The sequence below is a fragment of the Marinobacter sp. SS13-12 genome, from assembly GCF_030227115.1.
Taxonomy (GTDB): Bacteria; Pseudomonadota; Gammaproteobacteria; order Pseudomonadales; family Oleiphilaceae; genus Marinobacter.
This window is the reverse complement of sequence record NZ_JASSUA010000003.1, coordinates 120,871-143,317: the sequence shown is the minus strand read 5'-3', so window position 1 is coordinate 143,317 and position 22,447 is coordinate 120,871. Positions and strand designations below refer to the sequence as shown.

The following is a 22,447-nucleotide window of genomic DNA, read 5'->3' as shown; positions in this document are numbered from 1 at the left end:
CCCGGCTACCCGGAGAGTGTACCTTGCCCACACCACGTTTTCTCGATATCGAATACTGCCAGACCGACGACGTTCTGTTTCCTGTGGCCATGGCCTGGTCGCTGGAAGACGGGCAGATGAAAACCGTCGTCATCGCTCCCGCCGACGAGTGGATACCGGAAGACGCCGACCTGGGCGACATTGACCTGCTCTACCTGGAGGAACAGGGCGTACCGCTGATCGAACTGGCCCAGGAACTCCACCAGGACCTGCCCGACCAGACCGTTTACGTCGATGGCATGGACCCCGACGAAATTCTCGTGGACCTTATCTTCACGGCCGTCAGCATGGACGCCCCCTTCGAGATCGCGGGGATTGAAGAGCTGGTCACCTCCATGCCAAGGGAAGACCTGGACGACCGCCGCCGCCAGTTGCTGTCAGACGAGGGCCTTGAGCCCCAGTTGCCGGAAAACGGCGTTTACGCACTGCTGTTGATTGCCCGCGAAGAAGGCCTCATCGAGTAGCTCCACCTCAGACAGCACTGCGAGCAGGGCGAACTGTGACTTGTGTCGACGTAACAAACAGTTACAGAAGGCAGAATCTGTCGGAATCCGACAACGCCAGGAAGCCCGATAACAATGAACATGCTGTTGCGAGATATCCCCACGGCTGCCCTGCTCATGGCAGCCCTGCTGACCACCACAACCGCCATTGCCCAGGATAAAAAATCCCGCGAAGGCATGACCTACGTCGGGCTCCTGGCAACGGCCCTCAATCACCGCTCTGTCGGTCAGAACACCCTGGAAACAACCATGTCTTCCACTGGTTCCATGGTGCTCGGCACACACATCTCCGATCATTTCCACGTGGAAATCCGCGCAGGCGCGGGCACTACCACCGGCGAAATCGACAACGAGCTGGAACTGGACATCGAATACTTCGCCAGCTGGTACATCGGCGGCCACTACCCGGTTACCGACTACGCCAACGCATACGCCCAGTTCGGGTTTTCACACATTGAGGGGGTCGCCACTCTCACCCCTCTCGGCAAGGCCCGTGAGGCGGATCCGGATGACCGCTCCCCATACGCCTCCCTCGCAAACGAATACCCGGACAGCTCGTTCAGCGTCAGCTGGCTGTTGGGTCTGGATTTCGAGGTGGTGGAGAACGGTTTCATCGTTCTGGAAGGCGGCCGGCTGTTTGAAGATACCGAAACCGGCGCCAACACCTTCCAGTTCTCAACCGGTTTCAAATATGAGTTCTGATATGAAAGCACCGGTGAATCCGCGCATTGCGCTGAAAATCCCGGTCAAGCGTGTCGCGGGTCACCTCTTCAATGGCGAACTCTTCTTCCAGACTCTCATCCAGCTTGAAGCGCCTGAAATTGGTCGAAAAGACCAACAACCCCTCAGACGTTAGCCGCTGCATCGCCTGCCGGATCAGCCGCCCGTGATCTTTCTGGATATCCAGCACTCCGGCCATCCGCGCTGAATTCGAGAAGGTGGGCGGATCCATGAAGATAAGGTCAAACCGCTGGTCACCGGAGGGTTTGGCCGCCAGCCAGGCCAGACAATCCGCCTGCTCCACCCGATGATGGGAGGCATCGGCACGATTGAGCGCCAGATTCTCCTCCGCCCAGTTCACATAGGTCTTCGACATATCGAGACTCAGTGAACGGGTCGCGCCGCCTACGGCTGCATGAACCGTGGCTGCACCGGTATAACAGAACAGGTTCAGAAACCGCTTGCCTGGTGCATGCTGCTGAATCCAGTGCCGCACCGGACGATGGTCCAGGAACAGACCGGTATCCAGGTAATCCTTGAGATTCACCTTCAGCACGCACCCATGCTCGTGAACATTGAAGAACTCACCACTGGCCGCCTGCTTTTCATACTGGCTGGTACCAGCCTGTCGCTGGCGCTGCTTGCAGACCATAGCTTCCCGCTCAACACCGATGGCTTCCGGAATTACCGCCAGTGCCTCAGCAAGCCGTTCCCGTGCGGAACGCTCATCCACTGACTTGGGCGCTGCGTATTCCTGGACGTGCACCCGACCCTCATAGATATCAATGGCCAGGGCAAACTCCGGCATATCGGCGTCGTACAGGCGGTAGCAGCCAATGCCCTGTTTACGGGCCCACTGGCCGACCGTCTTCAGATTTTTCTTCAGACGGTTGCGGAGCATGGCCGCTCGCTCTTCGTTGGCAATACGGGGCGTTACCTCGCCAGGCACATCTGGTTCCCTGGGGGTCATTGAACTCATATCGTCCACGGTGAACAGCAACAGCTGTGCCGGCAGCTTGCCATTGTAAAGACGATACTGTTTGTAGCTGCGCAGGCCCACGGATTTTCCGTATTCAGGGGCACCGGTGAACACACCCAGCCGCCAGCCCGGTAACGCAGCTTTCACGGCTTCACCCAGGCTGCGATACAGGTTGCCAAGCTCCTTGCGCTCACTCAGGCGTTCGCCGTAGGGAGGGTTCACCAGCACCAGGCCAGTCTCGGCCCAGCTCTCGTCCCGGGCAAATTCGTCGATGGCCCGCTGTTCGACCGTTACTATGTTTTCAAGGCCCGCGCGCTGCAGGTTATTTCGGGCGGTCTGGATCACGCCCCGGTCCTGATCAAAACCAAGGAACAACGGCATACGGCCATCGATACCCTGCTTGCCTTCGTAGGCACGCTTCTCGGCCTCCTGGCGGAGCGCCAGCCAAAGATCCGGCTGGTGCCCAAGCCAACGCTCAAACCCGAAGCGCTCGCGCTTACGGCCGGGCGCAAGGTCCAGTGCCATCATGGCGGCTTCAATCACCAATGTGCCGGAGCCACACATGGGGTCAATGAAGTCGCCTCCGGCTTTGGCGATCTCGGGCCAGCCGCATCGGGTCAGCAATGCCGCCGCGAGGTTTTCCTTCAAAGGCGCCGCGCCCTTTTCCGTGCGGTAGCCCCGCTTGTGCAGACTGTCACCACTGAGCTCAATGCCCACTGACAATTTCCCGCGATTAAGGCGGGCAGACACGGTAACGTCCGGATTCTTTGCATCGACCGAGGGCCGCTGGCCACTGGCACTGCGCAGACGGTCGACAATGCCGTCCTTTACTCGCTGGGCGCCGAACTGGGTGTTGCGAATCTCCTCGTTCTGGCCCACAAAGTTGACACGAAAACTGCCATTCACGGGAATATGCTGCTGCCACTCCAGATCCGTCACGCCGCCAAGCATCTGGTCGCCGGAGGTGGCGTCTACATCGGCAAGGTGAAGGATGACCCGGTTAGCCAGCCTCGACCACAGGCAGGCGCGATAGCCGCTCTCAAGGGTACCGTTGGCCCAGACACCTGCCGGTGCATTACGGACCGGATCCATACCAAAGGTACGCAGTTCGTCCTCCAGCAGATACTCCAGGCCTTTGGGGCAGGTTACGAAAAAGTTAAGGTCTGACACGTTCGACTCCTGAGTCGTTTCTAGTGTAGCTAAGTCAAGGTCGTGGGAATAGCGCATTCCCCCGGCTTTTCCGGGGGTTGTTATGTCACACAACTATAAGAAAAGCTTCATATAGATTAAATAAATAGTGTACAAGGGCGTTGGTTTAGTCCTACCTTGTAGAGGACGCGTCGTTCCGGGGAGCCAAAAAAAGGGCTCTCTGTTAACAGGATCCTGACTGCTCTGGCCATACCTGACAATAGTGGGTTACCCCGGAAGGGTTGCCCCGAGTCTCGGCTACGGCAGATGTGTACACGCTTGTTCTGTTAATCCATTAGTGAGGAACGGCATGAAAAGACAGAAAAGAGATATGTACGCTCGTGCATTCAAACGGGGTTATCTGGCCGGCGTGTCCGGTAAAGCAAAAGACAGCTGCCCGTTGGAACAACCGGAAGTTCGCCAGGAATGGCTCAACGGGTGGCGAGAAGGCCGCACAGATCAATGGGAGGGCATGACCGGCGTATCCGGTATCCACAAACTGGCGAACGTAACGGCATGACGCTGTTTGCCTGAGCCCCGAATCTTTAATCTGATCTTTCAATAACACAATTTGACGCAGTACTCAGAGCAACCCAAACGGGTCCTCCCGACCCGTACCATGCGATGAAGCGCCACGGGGTACGTTCCCCGCACGGGCCCGCTAAGCGGGCCCACTTTATTTCTGGCCCCACCATTTTCAGAACCCCGTCATCCCAACTGACGAATCGCCTCGACAGACTCCCGTATCAGCGCCGGCCCGCGATAGATGAATCCTGTGTACACCTGCACCAGCTTTGCTCCGGCCCGGACTTTTTCGGCCGCGCTGGCGCCATCGGTTATGCCGCCTACCCCGATAATGGGCAGGGAATCACCCAGTTCTGCATAAAGTGCCTGGATCACCCGTGTTGAAGGCGCCCGCACTGGCACTCCACTCAGACCACCCGCCTCTTCCGCGTACCGGTGCCCGGCAACGGCGTCACGGTCGATGGTGGTATTGGTTGCAATGACCCCGTCGAGCCCCGACTCTTTCAATGCCGCCGCGACAAAACGGATACCGTCGTCGTCCATGTCCGGGGCAATTTTCACCGCCAGCGGCACATAGCGGCCAAGCTCTTTTTCACACCGGGCCTGTTCATCCTTGATGGCGTGCATCAGGCCTTTTAACGAGTCACCAAACTGGAGGTCCCGCAGTCCCGGCGTATTGGGGGATGACACATTCACGGTGATATAGTCGGCACGGGAGTATACCGCGGCGATGCCCTTTCGATAGTCCGATTCGGATTCCTCGTTGGGTGTCAGCTTGTTCTTGCCGACATTGATACCCAGCACACCGGAATAACGACGCTTGTCCACCCGTTCCAGCAAGTGCTCCAGGCCCTCGTTGTTGAAACCCATGCGGTTGATAATGGCCTGGTGCTCAGGGAGCCGGAACATGCGCGGCTTGGGGTTTCCCGGCTGCGCGAGGGGCGTAACAGTGCCCACCTCGATAAACCCGAATCCCAGCGCGCCCAGGGCATCGAGGTGATCGGCATTCTTGTCCAGGCCGGCAGCCAGGCCGACCGGGTTGGGAAAATCCAGGCCCATCACCCGCACAGGGAGCGGCTCCGGCTCGGTAACGAGTGCCTTCAGCAGCCCCAGTTTCCCAGCCATGTCCAGCCCGGATAACGTCAGATTATGGGCGGTTTCCGGTGGCAGCCGGAACAGCAATTCGCGCATAATGCCATACATACAGAATCTCCCTGATCGAGAATGACGCGGAGTATACCGGAACTTTTCCACAGCATCGCCTTACACAATCCAGATGACAGTAAAATGTCTGTAGCGTTAAGGTGTTGTGACCTTTTCCACGGAATCTGTGGATAACCCTGTTGAAAATCGCGGGGCAACGCCGTCGAACCCTTGATATCCGCGCCAGTCTACAAATTGATCATTTTTTGATCAGTTTATTTTACTAAATATATCAATAGGTTAAACTTGTTTTTATCCTGAAGAACGCACAGAAGACACCAAATGTTGCCTTGAAGTCATTTCCCGACGATGTGTATAAATCATTCAGTTTTTGCGTCGGAAAGCCTTTACAGAGCTTGCCGGAAATATCGTTATACTGGCTTTCTCAGCCGCAGGAGCAAAAAAGATGAAAGACCACCAGAGCCCAGCCACACAGCAGGCGGATAACCTGTCAGCTGAGCGCAGAGCGGCTTCCAGAGTGACCGTGATCGGCATGCTTCTGGATGCCGTTCTGGGCGTTATAAAGGTCATCGGTGGTGTACTGTTCCATTCCCAGGCCTTGATAGTGGATGGCATTCACTCATTCAGTGATGTCGCCTCGGATATTGTGGTTCTGGGGGTCATGCGCGTGTCCCGTCAGGGGCCCGATGCCGACCACCCCTACGGACATCAGCGCATTGAAACCATGGGCACCTTGGTATTGGGCAGTTTTCTGATTGCGGTTGGCGCAGCCCTGGCGTGGGACAACACGCTTCGGCTGATGGGAGAAAGCGCTGCGAATCTGCCACAATGGCCTGTCCTGGTTGCCGCTGCCATATCAGTTGGCAGCAAGGAATGGATTTACCGCTACACCCGTCGCGTAGGCATAAGAATTCGCTCGGATCTGATCATTGCCAACGCCTGGCACAGCCGCACCGACGCATTTTCATCCATCATTGTGCTGTTTTCCACTGTCGGCGCCATGCTTGGCTACGTCTGGCTGGATATCCTGGCAGCTGTTGTTATCTCCATTATTATTATTCGTATTGGCTGGAAATTTACCTGGGACAGCGTCAAAGAGCTGGTGGACACCGGCCTCTCTCCGGAAGACACCAAAATGCTCAAGGAAGTCGCTACCAACATCGACGGGGTGCGGAACGTTCACGAGCTCCGCAGCCGTCGCATGGGGCACGACATAATGCTGGATGTTCACCTGGTAGTGCGACCGGAAATCAGCGTCTCCGAAGGGCATCAGATAGGAATGCAGGTAGTTTCCGCCATGCGTGAGCAACTGGATAATATCCTCGATATCAATTTCCATATTGATGCCGAAAACGACGAAGACCATCCCCAGACCTCGGAGCAACTGCCCAGCCGTGGGGAGATCCGGGAGGCGTTAAGCCGACACATCAAAAAGCTGCCGCCTGACAGCCGGCTCAGGCTCCACTTTCTGCGCAACAAGGTTCACATGGAGCTGTTCATGGAGATCCCCGAATCAGAAGCACTTCCTGATGCGCACCGGATCAGCCGCGAGCTGGGAAGTCACCCCTGGTTCGGCAGCCTGAGAATCTGGCACGCCCACACGGATAATCAGCCCGTTGTCTAACGGCGGCGGTTGTCCTCCATGCGGGACAGGAATTCCTGCATGATCAGTGTGTACAGCTCGCCACCGAGGAAACGGTCTTCCACCCCCCCGTCGATGCTGGGGTTGTCGTTTACCTCAATCACCGCCACCCGGTTGCCCGACTGCTTGATGTCCACGCCGTAAAGGCCATTGCCAATGAGCCGGGTGGCGTTCAGCGCCGCCTGGATCACGTTCCTCGGCACTTCGTAGGTGGGCATGGTTTCGAAACCGCCGCTGTCCACTTCTGAACCGCCGTGTTGATAGATCTGCCAGTGCCCCTTCACCATAAAGTACTTGCAGGCATAGATAGCCCTGCCGCCCAGAACACCGATGCGCCAGTCGTAGTCGGTGTACAGGTATTCCTGTGCCAGTACCAGGGCGGACTGTTTGAACAGCTCCTTGAGACCAGCCCGTAGGGACTTTTCATCCTCCGGTTTGGTGACACCCCGGGAGAAGGCACCGTCCGGAATTTTGATAACCGCAGGAAAGCCCAGTTCACGCATCACCTGCTCTGCGCTGTCCTTCTGGTCCTTGGACAGAATCAGGGTCTTCGGTGTCGGGATCTTGTTGTTCTTCAACAGATCGGCCAGGTAGACCTTGTTGGTACAACGAAGAATCGAAACAGGGTCGTCAATCACCACCATCCCCTCAGCTTCTGCCTTGCGGGCAAAACGGTAGGTATGATGATCGATGGCCGTTGTCTCGCGAATAAACAGACCGTCGTATTCCGGCAGCCGCATATAGTCACGGCGTCCAATCTGTTCTACGTTGATGCCCAGCTTCTTGCCGGCTTTCTCGAACTTCTCCAGCGCTTCCCTGTCGCTGGGCGGCATTTCTTCTTCCGCATTAACCAACATCGCCAGGTCAAAACGATAGCGACGGCGGGTACGGGGTTTGCGCCAGACCATGCTGCTGAAACGGTCGAACGCCGCTGCAAACGCGTCCTGCTCTTTGCCCTTGAGATCAGCCGGGCAGCCCGGCTTCATGGACGCAATCTGCCAGGTTTTCCCGCGGCGGAAAACCACCTCCAGCACCGGGCACGGAAAGCGATCAAACAACGCCCGTGCAACCGGTTTCAGGTCCGCGTGTTCCGCCTGGCCAAAATAGGTGCGAATGCGCACTTCATGGGTGGCATGGCTGTTGTCGCCCCCCGGCTCGATTTCGGAACCGGACGCCTCCAGCCAGTTAATGACACTGGCGTCCAGCTCATCCAGCTGCAGCGAAAACAGCCCTTTGCGGCTAAGATCGTTCAAGGTCATGACCGATGGCACGACGTGGTGGCCCCGGGCCTCAGCCAGCAAGGAACAGTAGTAGCCACGGCTGAGATAACGGGCGCTCTGGCAAAGGTTAATAACCCGAACCCGGCTGGAGGTGGGTGCGGAAAACTGCAGGTACTGGTCGAAGGTCAGCACGTCTTCGCTGGGGTAATACGGTGCCCAATCCCTGGCCCGGTCAACAACAATCAACAAACGTGACATCAGTGGCATTCCTCCATGAAGGCAGTGCCGGATAGCGAACGATAAACAGGACAACCGCGTTTAGGCCGGACCTGTACAATGGCGCAACAATACGCCGTAACGCGTTAGCCTACAATTGGCAGGAAATGCGTGCTTTTACGCATAATTACACGCTACCGGCAATGTCGGCTCTCACTCATAATAGCCGCCGTAGCTGAATCCGGCCAAGCCGTCACTTTTTGCGTTACCCAGAGTCCTGACACTATGACATCACTAGAATTTCGTCACGCCACCGGCGATGATCTGGACGCACTGGTAGAGCTGGAAAGCCGTTGCTTCACCGAGGACCGGATATCACGTCGCAGCTTTCGCCGTTTTCTGGACATGCCCAGGGACCGTTTGATTGTCGCCGTGGCCGGAGAAGAACTGGTGGGCTATTGCCTGGTGCTGATGAGCCTGGCCACCAGGCTGGCGCGCATCTATTCCATTGCGGTGTCGCCATCTGAACGCGGACGCAACATCGGCGAGCAACTGGTTCGCGAAGCCGAAGCCGCGGCAGTGGACGCCGACCGCATCGTGATGAGACTGGAAGTACGGGAGGACAACGCCCCGGCGATTCGGTTGTACCAGCGCCTGGGCTACCGCCAGTTTGGCACCCTGCGGGATTATTACGAAGACCACGGCACTGCCCTGCGCTTCGAACGCCGCATCCTGTTCTATGAACCGTCCCGGGAATTTCCCGAAGTGCCCTATTACCCCCAGACCACCGAATTCTCCTGCGGCCCGGCGGCACTGATCATGGCCATGGCAACGCTCGACGAACAGCAGATGATGACCACCCTGGAGGAGCTCAAACTCTGGCGCGAGGCCACCACCATCTTCATGCTCGCCGGCCACGGCGGCTGCGGCCCCCACGGACTGGCACTGGCCGCATGGCACCGGGGTTTTCACGCCAGCGCCTATATCAGCAAGGAGGGCGCGTTATTCAAGGACACCGTGCGCAATGAGGACAAGAAACGGGTTCTTGAGCTGGTGCACGAGGGCTTCCTCTACGACATCGGCCAGACCGGCATCGAGCTCCACCACGATCCCCTTACCCTGGACGGTATGCAGGCGGCCCTCCACGAAGGCCGGGTTCCGATAATCCTGATCAGCACCTGGCAGCTTAACCGCAGCCGCGTTCCCCACTGGGTAACGGTATGCGCCATCGATGACCAGTTTGTATACCTGCACGACCCCGAGATTGACACGGACATCGGTGAAACCGTCGCTGACAAGCAGTACCTGCCGGTAGATCGCCGGGTGTTCGACCGTATGTCACGCTATGGCAAGAACCAGCCGTTGCAGGCTGCGGTTATTGTGGGGCCGAAGCGGGTTGGTTAGCTTCGTAGGTCGGATTAGCAAAGCGTAATCCGACAATTGGAGACCCATTCAAGACTTGAGCTTGCCTACGGTTTGTCGGATTACGGCTTCGCCTAATCCGACCTACATGAACCAGCCACTACCCAGTCCGCAAAGCCGCCTCTTTAAGCTCAGATATATCATCCCGCAACCGCGCGGCCGTCTCGAAATCCAGATCGGCGGCGGCCTTGTACATATCGTCTTCCAGACGGGTGATCTCCTTGAGGATCTCCTCGGGAGAGCGATTCCCCGTCTTGGCACGGTATCTTTCAGCTTCTTCAGCAGCCTTCTCCCCGGGACGCTCCGCTTTGCGGCGACCGCGACCACCGCCGCTACTGGCGCCTTCCATGATATCGGCAATTTTCTTGTTCAGACCCTGGGGCGTAATGCCATGTTCCTCGTTGTGGGCCGTCTGCTTGGCCCGGCGGCGTTCGGTTTCGTCGATCGCCCGCTGCATGGAGCCCGTAATCCGGTCACCGTAGAGGATGGCCTTGCCGTGGAGGTTACGGGCGGCGCGGCCGATTGTCTGGATCAGCGAACGTTCCGAGCGCAGGAAGCCTTCCTTGTCGGCGTCAAGAATGGCGACCAGTGACACTTCCGGCATGTCCAGGCCTTCACGCAACAGGTTGATGCCCACCAGCACATCGAACTCGCCCCGGCGCAGGTCGCGGATAATTTCAACCCGCTCCACCGTGTCGATATCCGAGTGCAGATAACGTACCCGGATGTCGTGCTCCATCATAAAGTCAGTAAGGTCTTCAGCCATGCGCTTGGTGAGCGTGGTCACCAGCACCCGTTCGTTGACGTTGGTGCGCAGGCGGATTTCCGAAAGCAGGTCGTCCACCTGGGTGGAGGCCGGGCGAACTTCGATTTCCGGGTCCAGCAGGCCTGTTGGGCGGACCACCTGTTCAACCACCTGCCCTGAGTGTTCGGCCTCGTAGTTACCGGGGGTGGCGGAGACGAACAGCATCTGCGGCGCAATCCGCTCCCACTCGTCGAATCGCATAGGGCGGTTGTCCAGCGCCGAAGGTAGCCGGAAACCGTATTCCACCAGGGTCTCCTTACGGGAGCGGTCGCCCTTGTACATGGCGCCAATCTGGGGAATGGTGGCGTGGGATTCGTCCACCACCAGCAGCGCATTGGGTGGCAGGTAATCAAACAGCGTGGGCGGCGCCTCGCCGGGCCGGCGCCCGGAAAGGTAGCGGGAGTAGTTCTCGATACCGTTGCAGTAGCCCAGCTCCAGCATCATCTCTATGTCGTAGCGGGTGCGCTCTTCCAGACGCTGGGCTTCCACCAGGCGGTTGTTGTCACGCAGCTGCTGCAGGCGGCCGTCCAGTTCCACCTTGATGTGCTCTACCGCGTCCAGCACCGTCTGCCTTGGCGTTACATAGTGGGACTTGGGGTATATCGTCACTCTTGGCACACGGCGCAGAACCTCGCCAGTCAACGGATCGAAATAACTGAGGTTTTCCACTTCGTCATCGAACAGCTCGATGCGGATGGCTTCTTTTTCGGATTCCGCGGGGAATACGTCGATCACATCACCACGCACCCGGTAGTTTGCACGGTGGAATTCAACATCGTTGCGGGTGTATTGCAACTCGGCCAGGCGACGGAGGATATAGCGCTGGTCGATCTGGTCGCCCCGGTCCAGGTGCAGCATCATCTTCAGGTAGGACTGAGGGTCACCCAGACCATAGATCGACGACACCGTTGCCACAATGATCGCGTCCGGCCGCTCCAGCAGGGCCTTGGTGGCGGACAGGCGCATCTGCTCTATGTGTTCGTTGATGGACGCGTCTTTCTCGATAAACGTGTCCGAAGACGGCACATAGGCTTCCGGCTGATAGTAGTCGTAGTAGGAAACGAAGTACTCCACCGCGTTGTCCGGAAAGAATTCCCGGAACTCCCCGTAGAGCTGGGCGGCCAGAGTCTTGTTATGGGCCATGATGATGGTTGGCCGCTGCACCTGCTGGATAACGTTGGCTATCGTGAACGTCTTGCCCGAACCGGTCACACCCAGCAGGGTCTGGTGGGCGAGGCCTGAGTGGATACCGTCCACCAGGCCCTCGATCGCTTTGGGCTGATCTCCAGCAGGCTGGAACGGTGAATCCACCTTGAACGCACCGTCTTTCATCAGCGCGCCGGTTTCTGAAGTGGCCATAGTCGGGAGACGTCCTTCGTTCAATCGAGTTAGAGAAACTTATCGTCACGCGGGCTTCATGATACCATCTGTGCCATCCAAGGCGGCCTGAACATGGTGTAATCCACTACCTCTCAGCCGCCGGAGCCCTATCAGACGCAGCTTTAAGGAGCGCTAGTTTGGATCTTCAACTTTCCAGCCGAGTACAGGCAATCAAGCCTTCCCCCACCCTCGCGGTCACCAACAAAGCCGCAGAACTGCGCGCTGCCGGCCAGGACATTATTGGCCTTGGTGCCGGCGAGCCGGACTTCGACACGCCCGATCACATCAAACAGGCGGCCATCGAAGCCATCAACAACGGCCAGACCAAGTACACCGCCGTGGATGGTACGCCCGCCCTCAAGAAGGCGATCATTGCGAAGTTCAAACGGGACAACGGCCTGGAATACGAAGCCAACCAGATCCTGGTAAGCAGTGGTGGCAAACAGAGCTTTTTCAACCTCGCCCTGGCCACTCTGAACAAGGGTGATGAAGCCATCATCCCGGCGCCCTACTGGGTTTCGTACCCGGACATGGTACTGGTCGCAGAAGGCAAGCCGGTGATTATTGAAACCGCCGCCGACACCCGCTTCAAGATCACCCCGGAACAGCTGGAGAACGCCATCACCGAGCGTACCCGCCTGTTCGTGATCAACAGCCCGTCCAACCCCAGCGGTATGGCCTACAGCCTGGACGAGCTGAAAGCGATTGGCGAAGTGCTGAAAAAGCATCCGCAAATCATGATCGCCACCGACGACATGTACGAACCGATCCTGTGGACCGGCCAGCCGTTCTGCAACATCCTGAACGCCACGCCGGAGCTGTATGACCGTACCTTCGTACTGAACGGTGTATCCAAGGCCTACTCCATGACTGGCTGGCGCATCGGCTATGCCGCGGGCCCGGCGAAGATCATCGGTGCCATGAAGAAAATCCAGTCCCAGAGCACCTCCAACCCGGCGTCGATTTCCCAGGCGGCCGCAGTTGCAGCCCTGGATGGCCCGCAGGATTGCGTGCAGGAGATGGTTACCGCGTTCAAGGAACGCCACGACTACCTGGTAGAAGCCCTGAACGCCCTGCCCGGCGTTGAGTGCCTGCACGGCGACGGTACCTTTTATGTGTTCCCGAGCTTCCAGGCTGCGATTGATGCGGATTCCGGTGTCAGCAATGATGTGGAATTTGCCGAGAAACTGTTGAAAGAAGCGGGCGTCGCCCTGGTCCCGGGCTCCGCCTTTGGCGCACCGGGCCATATGCGCCTGAGCTTTGCCACCAGCCTGGATACCCTGAAGCAGGCCATTGAGCGCCTGAAGAAAGCACTCGGCTAAAAATGTTGGCAAGGGGTTGACGAGGCGTTGGGGTAACCTTAATATACGCGCCTCGTCACATGACGACGTTCCCCGATAGCTCAGTTGGTAGAGCAACGGACTGTTAATCCGTTTGTCGCTGGTTCGAGCCCAGCTCGGGGAGCCACTATTCCGAAAAGCCGCTAGTCCTCTGGATTAGCGGCTTTTTTCGTTTTTGTGTTTTGGTTAGGCTTTGGGCCCTAGCCTGATGGTTTGGTGCGCGCTAGCCTGCTAGTTTGGTGCCACGGCAAGGTAGGGCTTCCTTTCCAAAAAACGCTACAAGCACGTCCGTGTGCGCTTGGACTCCGCCATCCATGGCTCCGCACATTTTTGGAAAGAAAGCCCTACCTCGCCTGTTTGGACCTCTGGAGTTATCGCGTCGGAAGTCTTCAACATGTAGGTCGGATTAGGCGAAGCCGTAATCCGACAAACCATAGGGACGTTCGATTTGTGAGTGGTCCGCCATTTGTCGGATTACGCTTCGCTAATCCGACCTACGTTTCTTTTACGGCGATATCTGAGATGTCAAAAAAACCGGTGCGGTGGGGGCTCCCTCCCAAAAATGTGCGGAGCCATGGATGGCGGAGCTCAAGCGTACATGGATGTACTAGAAGCGGTTTTTGGGAGGGAGCCCCCACCGCACCGAGACTCCACACAATCAGGCTCGAGCCATGCCAGCAACCGAGAACCAAAGTCAGAGCCCAACCACCTCAGAATGAATAGCCTCCAGCGCCGCCAGAGGGTCAGCAGCCTGGGTTATCGGGCGGCCGATGACCAGGTAGTCGGAACCGGCTTTGAGGGCGTCTGTGGGGGTCATGATGCGTTGTTGGTCGCCTTTGTCGGCAGATAGCGGGCGGATACCCGGGGTGACCAGTTTGAAATCAGCACCCTGCTCGGCTTTTAACGCCGGAGCTTCCTGCGCGGAGCAAACGACGCCGTCCAGGCCACAATTGCGGGTCAGCGTTGCCAGGCGGGAGACCTGGGCTTCCGGGGAATCGGTGATGCCGATACCGGCGAGATCTTCGGGCCCCATGCTGGTGAGCACGGTGACCGCAATCAGCAATGGCCGGTCTTTGCCAAAACTCTCCAGGCGGTCGCGGCAGGCAGTCATCATTTTCTCGCCGCCCGACGCATGCACATTCACCATCCAGACACCCAGGTCAGCGGCGGCCGCTACCGCTGCCGACGTGGTATTGGGAATATCGTGAAACTTGAGATCCAGAAAGACCTCAAAGCCTCCCCCTTGAAGCTTGCGAACCAGGTCCGGGCCGGAACGGGTGAAGAGCTCCTTCCCGACCTTCAGGCGGCATTTGGCCGGGTCCAGTTGGTCAGCCAGTGCCAATGCAGGCTGGTCGGACGGAAAGTCCAGGGCAACAATGATTCGGGGGTTATCGGGGGTTTGCACAGTCGTTTTCCTGCAGAATGTCGTAAATTCGGGCTATTCGGCTTCCACACCCTGGATCGGGCGAACGGTTTCCCATTGCTTGCAGCTGGGGCATAGCCAGTGCAGTTGCTGGCCGGAAAAACCGCAGTTGGCGCATCGGTAAATGGGGCGATTGGCCAGTATCAGGTGGCCAATGCGGCTCACCAGACGGCCTTCGTCCGTGGTCATGCCTTTTTCGTAGCCCGCGAGCTCTACCAGGCGCAGCAGCCCCCGCACGCTGGGGCGCACTTCCAGTTCACGGCGCAGTAATTCAATGGCCGCCATTCGGCCCGAGGTGCGCTCAACCGACTCCACCAGCGCCAGCAACAGGCTGGTGCTCGGCCAGGATTCATAGAATTTCCCGAGCTTCCTGACCAGGCGCCCTACGTCACCATGCTCCCGCTCAAGCTTCATTAGACGGTCAACAGCCTCAGAGCTGAACTCGGGATTCTGATCGAAGACTTTAAGGCTCTGATTGGCCGCATCCCGGTAGTTACCCTGGCGCACAAGGAGCTTCATCATAATAAAGGTGGCCCGCACACAGGACCCGTCGTATTCCAGTGCCTCCTTCGCCAGCTTCTGGGCCATCCAGCGATCATCCTGCTTGAGGGCGTTTTCCGCCAACTCGCAGGTGATGTAGGCCAGCATCTTGTACATACCAGCATCATGGTCGCCCGTTGTCAGAGTTCGGGCGACCTGGCCGGCCTTGCCCCACTCTTTCTCCTGCTGGTACAGCTCAATCAGCTGCAGTGACGCCTTGCGGCCATATTCCCTGTCTCCCATCAGCTGATGGAGCAGCGCTTCGGCCCGGTCCAGCAAACCTGCATTGAGATAATCGATGGCGAGTTCGTAGGTCACCTGCTGGGAGTAACGTGGCGGAAGTTCCGGGCGGGCCAGCAGGTTCTGGTGAATCAGGATAGCGCGATCAGTCTCGCCCTTATGGCGGAAATGGGCACCAATAGACAGGTGCAGACCAACCGTTTCCTTGTTGACGGCCAGGGACTGGACGAAGTTCTCTACCGCCTGATCGGAATAGTTGGTGAACAGGAATTGCAGGCGGTCCTTGACCGATTCTTCGTCCGAGATGGGCGTTTTGGAGCGCTCCCTGGTGTTGCCCATGCGCCCGACAAACCAACCTGCAGCCACCGCAACCGTCAACAGCAGCCACTGAAGCACTATATCCATCAAATCGTCCGGTCGTTCTGGGCCCTGGATTTCTCCAATGCCTGCTCGGTGCGAGCAAGTCGTTTTTCGAGGTTACGGCGGGAAACCGATGTGCGAACGGTAGCAAGCATGGTAATCAGAACTCCGATCAAAGCGCCGATCACAAAGGACATAATAATCCAGACCGCAACACCGTGAGGCTGGGTCTCGAAAAGCAGAAAGTTGAGGGACACAGCCATCTGATTATTAAGGGAGAATACAAGCGCCACCAGAACCAGTAACAACACCAGCAGAATGAGCAGAACCTTCTGTAATCCGGCCATAGTCGCAACGCTCCAAGCGGACCTGATGGTCTGAATCAGGACCTGGTTAAAGTACTTTCCCTGTAAGGGTAATCAGAAACCCTTTTTAAGGCTATCATTGACCTGTTCCCGCAACTCCTTGCCAGGCTTGAAGTGCGGAACAAATTTAGCCGGTAACTGTACAGCTTCGCCGGTTTTGGGATTTCGCCCGGTTCTGGCCGCCCGATGGTGCAGTGAAAAACTGCCGAAACCACGGATTTCAATACGCTGGCCATCGGCCAGTGACTGGGACATATGTTCTATGATGGTTTTCACAGCCAGTTCCACATCCTTCACTGAAAGCTGCGTCTGTTTGGACGCAATCAGCTCTACCAGTTCAGATTTCGTCATGGGGCTCATCCCTCTTCAAATTATTATCGGATAGCCGGTTACCAGCTCCTTGCCTCTAGTTTAGCCAAACCAGAAAAAAACACAAAAAAAACGGGCTCTTAGGCCCGTTTTTTTTCATACCAACCGGAATTGTTATTCCTTGTTGGCGTTTTGCTGCTGCATCTGTTCCTTGATGAGATCACCGATGGTGGTCGCACCAGAGGAAGATTCAGCCGTCTTCGCACGCACACCTTCCAGAGCCTGCTTGTCGTCTTCAACATCCTTCGACTTCACAGACAGGTTGATGACGCGGTTCTTACGGTCGATGCTGATGATCTTCGCTTCTACTTCGTCGCCTTCGTTCAGCGCGTTGCGTGCGTCTTCAACACGGTCGCGGCTGATTTCAGAGGCTTTCAGAACAGCTTCAACTTCTTCGTTCAGGGTGATGGTCGCTGCTTTGGCGTCTACAGCAGATACCGTGCCCTTAACAATGGAGCCCTTGTCGTTCAGCTGTACAAACTCGGCGAACGGATCGCTTTCCAGCTGCTTGATACCCAGGGAGATACGCTCACGCTCGGGATCAACAGACAGGATAACGGTTTCAACCTCGTCGCCCTTCTTGTATTCACGAACGGCTTCTTCGCCAGTCTCGTTCCAGCTGATGTCTGACAGGTGAACCAGACCATCGATGCCACCGTCCAGTCCGATGAAGATACCGAAGTCAGTGATTGACTTGATCTTGCCGGAGATACGGTCGCCCTTGTTGAACCTGCTGGAGAAATCTTCCCAGGGGTTGGCAACACACTGCTTGATACCCAGGGAGATACGACGACGCTCTTCGTCGATATCCAGAATCATCACACCCACTTCGTCGCCAACCTGAACGACCTTGGACGGATGGATGTTCTTGTTGGTCCAATCCATTTCGGAAACGTGAACCAGACCTTCAACACCTTCTTCCAGCTCGGCAAAGCAGCCGTAGTCAGTCAGGTTGGTTACACGTGCAGTAACCTTGGTGCCTTCCGGATAACGACCCTTGATATCAACCCAGGGATCTTCACCCAGCTGCTTCAGGCCCAGTGATACGCGGTTACGCTCGCGATCAAACTTCAGGACCTTGACGCTGATCTCATCGCCCACATTGACGATTTCGCTTGGATGCTTGATGCGCTTCCAGGCCATATCGGTAATGTGCAGCAGGCCGTCAACACCACCCAGATCCACGAACGCGCCGTAGTCGGTCAGGTTCTTGACGATACCTTTGATTTCCATCCCTTCGGTCAGGGTTTCGAGCAGAGCTTCACGCTCGGCGCTGTTTTCAGCTTCCAGAACGGCGCGGCGGGAAACAACCACGTTGTTACGCTTCTGGTCGAGCTTGATAACCTTGAATTCGAGTTCCTTGTTCTCCAGGTGCGCGGTGTCGCGAACCGGACGAACGTCTACCAGAGAACCCGGCAGGAAGGCACGGATACCGGCCAGATCGACAGTAAAACCGCCTTTGACCTTGCCATTGATAATACCCTTAACCACTTCCTCGGCTTCGAAGGACTTCTCGAGTACCTTCCAGGCTTCTGCGCGCTTGGCTTTCTCACGGGACAGACGGGTTTCGCCGAAGCCGTCTTCAACAGCGTCGAGAGCTACGTCAACAACGTCGCCAATAGCAACTTCCAACTCGCCTTTTTCATTGAGGAACTGGGAGGCGGGGATAACGCCTTCGGACTTCAGTCCGGCGTTAACGGTGACCCAGTCGTTATCAACATCAACTACGGTTCCCTGAACAATGGACCCCGGTTGCATGTCAATTTCTTTTAGGCTTTCTTCAAAAAGATCCGCAAAGCTCTCGCTCATTATGTGTCCTATGTGATCAACGCAAGTTTACTCCGTGCTACCAGCAACACGGTCTGTTAGTTTCAATCCGGATTCAGCCAGTGGCTGGCCGATAACGCCGAACCCGGAATTTCAACGACAAAAAGGTGTAGTCAGGCCTGACCTGCTGCGGCCATAACCCTGACTAGCACCTCTTCTATACTCAAACCTGTCGAATCAATGACTTGCGCATCATCCGCAGGCTTGAGCGGGGCGGCGGCGCGGTTCATGTCCCGCTCATCGCGCACCCGTATCTCCTCTAAAAGGGCGTCAATATTAACATCGACCCCTGCGTCCTTCAACTGGCTGTAACGTCTTTGCGCACGCTCTTCAGCGCTGGCGGTCAAAAAGATCTTCACCGGCGCCTCCGGAAACACCACCGTGCCCATATCGCGACCGTCTGCCACCAGCCCCGGAGGCTTGCGGAAATCACGCTGGCGCTGAAGCAGTGCATCGCGAACGGGCTGCATTACCGCGACCTTCGAGGCGTTGTCGCCACAGGTTTCCGTACGTATATCTGCGGTCACATCGGTGCCGCCCATCAATACCTTTGCCGGCTCGCCCGGGGGTGTCGGCTCAAAGGCCACATCCAGGTTAGCGGCAAGCTCCACCAATGCGGGCTCATCATCCAGCGAAACACCCTGGCGCTCGGCGGCCAGTGCGGTAAGACGGTAAAGCGCGCCGCTATCGAGCAGATGCCAGCCCAGTTTGCGGGCCAGCATCTGGGTGATAGTACCCTTGCCGGAACCGCCCGGGCCATCCACAGTGATCACGGGTGCCTTGCCTTCAACCATTATTCAGCTCCTTCGGCCGAGATATTGATCCCGGTGCGCTTCGCCAGCCCGACAAAGTCCGGGAAAGACGTCGCCACGTTGGCGCAATCGGTGACTTCGATGTTTCCGCTGGCTCGCAGGGAGGCCACCGAAAACGCCATGGCAATACGGTGGTCGCCATGACTGTTGATCGTCCCGCCACCCATGGTCTGGCCGCCGTCGATAATAATGCCATCCGGTGTGACCGTGGTTTCCACACCCAGAGCGGTCAGGCCATCGGCCATCACCTGGATGCGGTCGCTCTCCTTGACGCGGAGCTCCTCGGCCCCACGCAGGACGGTTCTGCCCTCCGCGCATACGGCGGCGATAAACAGCACCGGGAATTCGTCGATGGCCAGGGGCACCTGGTCTTCGGGAATGTCGATACCCTTGAGATCGGCAGAACGAACACGCAGGTCTGCAACCGGCTCGCCACCAATCACCCGCTCCTCAAGCACTTCAATATTGGCCCCCATCATGCGCAGGATATTGATCACGCCGACCCGGGTCGGGTTCATTCCAACGTGGCGGATAGTCAGGTCGGAATCCGGTGCAATACTGGCCGCTACCAGGAAAAACGCAGCCGAGGAAATATCCGCCGGCACGTCAATTGCGGTGGCAGTCAGACGCCCACCCCCGGTAACGCTGGCTGTGGCCATGTCGCGGTGGACGTGATAGCCGAAGCCTTCCAGCATGCGCTCGGTATGATCCCGGGTTGGCGCCGGCTCAGTCACCGAGGTAACCCCTTCGGCATAGAGCCCGGCGAGCAACAGGCAGGACTTGACCTGAGCACTGGCCACCGGCATTTCATAATGAATTCCCGTCAGAGCGTGGCCGCCCCGGATCTTCAGCGGCGGCCGGCCGCCCTCGGCGGTATCGATCACTGCGCCCATGGCCCGCAGTGGGTCTGCTACACGCCCCATGGGGCGCTTGGAAAGGCTCTCGTCGCCCGTCAGCTCGGAATCAAACGGCTGCGCCGCCAGCAAACCCGAAAACAGACGCATGGCGGTACCGGAATTGCCCAGATAGAGAGGGCCGCGCGGTGCCTGAAGACCATTGATACCGACACCATGGATGCGGACAAAACCGTCCTCCGGTCCTTCAATGGTTACGCCCATATCGCGGAAGGCCTGAAGGGTGGCCAGGCTATCCTCCCCTTCCAGGAAACCTTTCACTTCGGTGATACCGTCGGCAAGGGCGCCCAGCATGATGGACCGATGGGAAACGGATTTGTCGCCAGGCACACGGATTTCTCCGGAAATCCGGCCACCGGGTTGAAGACGGAACGTTACCTGCTTCTGACTGTTATTTGTCACGTAAGCCTTTCCTGAAAGCATTTTTGAAAAATGTTCCCGCGCCGCTTTGGCACGACTGAAAACCCGTAACAGGGTTGCACTGTCCTGATCGGCAATAGCGGTCCGGAGCTGGTCGAGGTCATGGGTGAAATGATCAATCACCCTCAGCACCGCATCACGGTTGGAGAGAAAAATATCGTGCCACATCACCGGATCACTGGCCGCGATTCGGGTGAAGTCCCTGAAACCGCCTGCCGCGTATCGGAATATATCCAGATTCTCGTCTTCGCCCGCCAGGGTGTCCACCAGCGAAAAAGCAATCAGGTGCGGAAGGTGGCTTGTGGCTGCCAGCACTTCGTCATGATAGGCCACGGACATGGTCAGCACCGTGGCGCCGCAACCTTCCCAGAGGGCCTTAAGCTTCTCCAGGTCCGGCGTACTGACATTGTCCGCCGGGGTCAGGATTACCTTGTGATTGGCAAACAATCCAGGGTCGGCCGCCCGGATACCGCTCTTTTCGGATCCGGCAATGGGGTGGCCCGGGATGACCTTGGCGGGCAGTTCGCCAAACACCTCACGAACGTCATTCACGAAACTGGTCTTGGTGCTGCCAACATCGGTAAGCACCGTGGCATCACCCAGATGGGGCCGGATTTCTTCCAACACGGTTCGTGTTGCTTTCACAGGCACCGCCAGAACGACCAGATCGCTACCGGTCACCGCCTCGGCGATGGAACCCGCGGCCTCATCAATAATGCCCAGCTCCCTGCCCAGCGCCAACTCTTCCCCGCGCTTGTCGGCACCAACAACCGTTACGGCGAGGCCGTTGTCACGGATGGCCCTGGCCAGTGACCCACCGATCAGGCCCAGACCAATAACGGCAACGCGCTGAAACAGTGGCTGGACGTCAGACACCTTACGCTCCCTTGCCGGGTTCGGCGGCTGCCAGAGTGTCCAGGGCGCGGGCGAGGGATTCAATAAAGCGATCATTCTCCTCGGGCAGGCCGATGGAAACCCGCAGGTGCCCGGGCATGCCGTAGCCGGCAATCGGCCTGACAATCACGCCCTGCTCAAGCAATAACTGGTTGATTTCGGCTGCCTGCTCGCCTACATCCACCGCAATGAAATTACCGGCAGAAGGGATATAGTCCAGCCCCAGTTCATTGAAAGCGGTCTCAAGCTGCTTCATGCCCTGGGCATTCACCTCACGGGAGCGCTGCAGGTATTGCTCATCACTCAACACAGCGGTAGCAGCGGCCAACGCCAGAGTATCGACATTAAAAGGCTGCCGTACCCTGTTGAGAATATTCGCAATTTCAGGAGAGCTAATGCTGTAACCTGCCCGCAATGATGCCAGCCCCCAGGCCTTGGAGAAGGTACGGGTGACGATCAGATTGGGGTAACGCTCCAGCAGCGACAGGCCGTCCACATAACCGTCGCCCTGGAGGTACTCGCAGTAAGCTTCGTCCAGAACAACCAGCACCCGTGCCGGGATACGGTCAAGAAATGCCTTGATGGCCTCTGCGCCATGAACCGTACCCGTGGGGTTGTTCGGGTTGGCGACGAACACCAGTTTCGTACGCTCGGTAACGGCGCCAGCCATGGCCTCCAGATCATGACCGTAATCCTTGGCAGGAACCGACACGCCAGTGGCACCGATCGCCTGGGTGACCAGCGGATAAACGGCAAAGGCATACTGGGAAAACACCACTTCCGACGTCGGGTCGGCAAAGCACCGGGCAATCACTTCCAGGACATCATTGGAACCGTTGCCCAGGGTAATCTGGGACGGCTTGACACCATAGCGTGCAGCCAACGCCTGCTTGAGATCGAAACCATTGCCATCCGGGTAACGACAAAGCTCATCCAGCACGTCCCTGACCGCCGCCAGCGCTTTGGAACTGGGCCCAAGCGGGTTCTCGTTGCTGGCCAGCTTGATGATGCTGTCCGGGTTGAGACCCAGTTCCCGGGACAGCTCATCAATGGGCTTGCCCGGCTGGTAGGGGGATAACGCCTGCACACCTTTGACCGCCAGGCTTTGGTAATCAATCGACATTGAACCCTTCCTCAGCA

18 protein-coding genes and 1 tRNA gene are annotated in these 22,447 nt (G+C 57.6%); 7 read left to right on the top strand and 12 right to left on the bottom strand.

Annotated elements, in window-relative coordinates; genetic code table 11:
• Positions 1-23 precede the first annotated feature (23 nt).
• Together QPL94_RS16570 and QPL94_RS16565 are read left to right on the top strand one after the other, a co-directional pair.
• Positions 24-503, top strand: coding sequence for a hypothetical protein (locus QPL94_RS16570; protein ID WP_285358904.1), 480 nt, complete (start codon positions 24-26; stop codon positions 501-503).
• Positions 504-617: 114 nt separating this feature from the next.
• Positions 618-1,244: an outer membrane beta-barrel protein gene (locus tag QPL94_RS16565; RefSeq protein WP_285358903.1), complete on the top strand. Its 627-nt coding sequence runs from the start codon at positions 618-620 to the stop codon at positions 1,242-1,244.
• Here the strand turns inward: QPL94_RS16565 and rlmKL are convergent.
• Entirely contained in the window at positions 1,228-3,411 is a 2,184-nt protein-coding gene (gene rlmKL, locus QPL94_RS16560) for a bifunctional 23S rRNA (guanine(2069)-N(7))-methyltransferase RlmK/23S rRNA (guanine(2445)-N(2))-methyltransferase RlmL (protein ID WP_285358902.1), read from the bottom strand. The genes QPL94_RS16565 and rlmKL overlap by 17 nt on opposite strands.
• Before the next feature lie 328 nt (positions 3,412-3,739).
• Here rlmKL and rmf point away from each other — a divergent pair, with 328 nt between their 5' ends.
• Entirely contained in the window at positions 3,740-3,949 is a 210-nt protein-coding gene (rmf, locus tag QPL94_RS16555) for a ribosome modulation factor (protein WP_027831734.1), read from the top strand.
• A 188-nt stretch (positions 3,950-4,137) separates the two neighbouring features.
• Here rmf and QPL94_RS16550 read toward each other — a convergent pair whose 3' ends face one another.
• Entirely contained in the window at positions 4,138-5,157 is a 1,020-nt protein-coding gene (locus QPL94_RS16550; RefSeq protein ID WP_285358901.1) for a quinone-dependent dihydroorotate dehydrogenase, read from the bottom strand.
• Positions 5,158-5,563: 406 nt separating this feature from the next.
• On the opposite strand from QPL94_RS16550, the gene QPL94_RS16545 reads away from it, so the two are divergent.
• Positions 5,564-6,742: a cation diffusion facilitator family transporter gene (locus QPL94_RS16545; RefSeq protein ID WP_285358900.1), complete on the top strand. Its 1,179-nt coding sequence runs from the start codon at positions 5,564-5,566 to the stop codon at positions 6,740-6,742.
• Here QPL94_RS16545 and QPL94_RS16540 read toward each other — a convergent pair.
• Positions 6,739-8,238, bottom strand: coding sequence for a RimK family ATP-grasp domain-containing protein (locus QPL94_RS16540; RefSeq protein WP_285358899.1), 1,500 nt, complete (start codon positions 8,236-8,238; stop codon positions 6,739-6,741). The two genes, QPL94_RS16545 and QPL94_RS16540, sit on opposite strands and share 4 nt — an antisense overlap.
• Positions 8,239-8,481: 243 nt before the next feature.
• Here QPL94_RS16540 and rimI point away from each other — a divergent pair, with 243 nt between their 5' ends.
• Complete coding sequence (gene rimI, locus QPL94_RS16535; RefSeq protein ID WP_285358898.1) at positions 8,482-9,600, top strand: ribosomal protein S18-alanine N-acetyltransferase; 1,119 nt, start codon at positions 8,482-8,484, stop codon at positions 9,598-9,600.
• Positions 9,601-9,718: 118 nt separating this feature from the next.
• On the opposite strand, the gene uvrB is transcribed toward rimI, so the two are convergent.
• Positions 9,719-11,755 carry an excinuclease ABC subunit UvrB gene (gene uvrB, locus QPL94_RS16530; protein ID WP_228263331.1) on the bottom strand — a complete coding sequence of 679 codons (2,037 nt, stop codon included), beginning with the start codon at positions 11,753-11,755 and terminating at the stop codon, positions 9,719-9,721.
• A 185-nt stretch (positions 11,756-11,940) separates the two neighbouring features.
• Between uvrB and QPL94_RS16525 the strand changes: the two genes are divergently transcribed.
• Both QPL94_RS16525 and QPL94_RS16520 read left to right on the top strand, forming a co-directional pair.
• Positions 11,941-13,125 (top strand): pyridoxal phosphate-dependent aminotransferase, encoded by a 1,185-nt coding sequence (locus QPL94_RS16525; protein WP_285358897.1) that lies wholly within the window; start codon positions 11,941-11,943, stop codon positions 13,123-13,125.
• A gap of 69 nt (positions 13,126-13,194) precedes the next feature.
• Positions 13,195-13,270, top strand: a tRNA-Asn gene (locus QPL94_RS16520).
• Positions 13,271-13,837: 567 nt separating this feature from the next.
• Here QPL94_RS16520 and pyrF read toward each other — a convergent pair.
• The 8 genes from pyrF to hisC form a co-directional block, all read right to left on the bottom strand.
• A complete protein-coding gene (pyrF, locus tag QPL94_RS16515) occupies positions 13,838-14,548 on the bottom strand; it encodes an orotidine-5'-phosphate decarboxylase (RefSeq protein WP_285358896.1) in 711 nt (236 codons plus the stop codon).
• A gap of 33 nt (positions 14,549-14,581) precedes the next feature.
• Complete coding sequence (gene lapB / locus QPL94_RS16510) at positions 14,582-15,751, bottom strand: lipopolysaccharide assembly protein LapB (protein WP_285358894.1); 1,170 nt, start codon at positions 15,749-15,751, stop codon at positions 14,582-14,584.
• On the bottom strand, positions 15,751-16,053 hold the full coding sequence (locus tag QPL94_RS16505) for a LapA family protein (protein WP_285358893.1): 303 nt from the start codon (positions 16,051-16,053) through the stop codon (positions 15,751-15,753). Before QPL94_RS16505 ends, lapB begins: the two co-directional genes overlap by 1 nt.
• 72 nt (positions 16,054-16,125) lie before the next feature.
• On the bottom strand, positions 16,126-16,422 hold the full coding sequence (locus tag QPL94_RS16500; protein ID WP_007154691.1) for an integration host factor subunit beta: 297 nt from the start codon (positions 16,420-16,422) through the stop codon (positions 16,126-16,128).
• A 132-nt stretch (positions 16,423-16,554) separates the two neighbouring features.
• Positions 16,555-18,249: a 30S ribosomal protein S1 gene (gene rpsA / locus QPL94_RS16495; protein WP_137434118.1), complete on the bottom strand. Its 1,695-nt coding sequence runs from the start codon at positions 18,247-18,249 to the stop codon at positions 16,555-16,557.
• A gap of 131 nt (positions 18,250-18,380) precedes the next feature.
• Positions 18,381-19,061, bottom strand: a complete 681-nt coding sequence (cmk, locus tag QPL94_RS16490; RefSeq protein WP_285358889.1) for a (d)CMP kinase — start codon at positions 19,059-19,061, stop codon at positions 18,381-18,383.
• On the bottom strand, positions 19,061-21,289 hold the full coding sequence (locus tag QPL94_RS16485; protein ID WP_285358888.1) for a bifunctional prephenate dehydrogenase/3-phosphoshikimate 1-carboxyvinyltransferase: 2,229 nt from the start codon (positions 21,287-21,289) through the stop codon (positions 19,061-19,063). The genes cmk and QPL94_RS16485 overlap by 1 nt, the downstream gene beginning before the upstream one ends.
• 1 nt (position 21,290) lies before the next feature.
• Positions 21,291-22,430 carry a histidinol-phosphate transaminase gene (hisC, locus tag QPL94_RS16480; protein ID WP_285358887.1) on the bottom strand — a complete coding sequence of 380 codons (1,140 nt, stop codon included), beginning with the start codon at positions 22,428-22,430 and terminating at the stop codon, positions 21,291-21,293.
• Positions 22,431-22,447 lie beyond the last annotated feature (17 nt).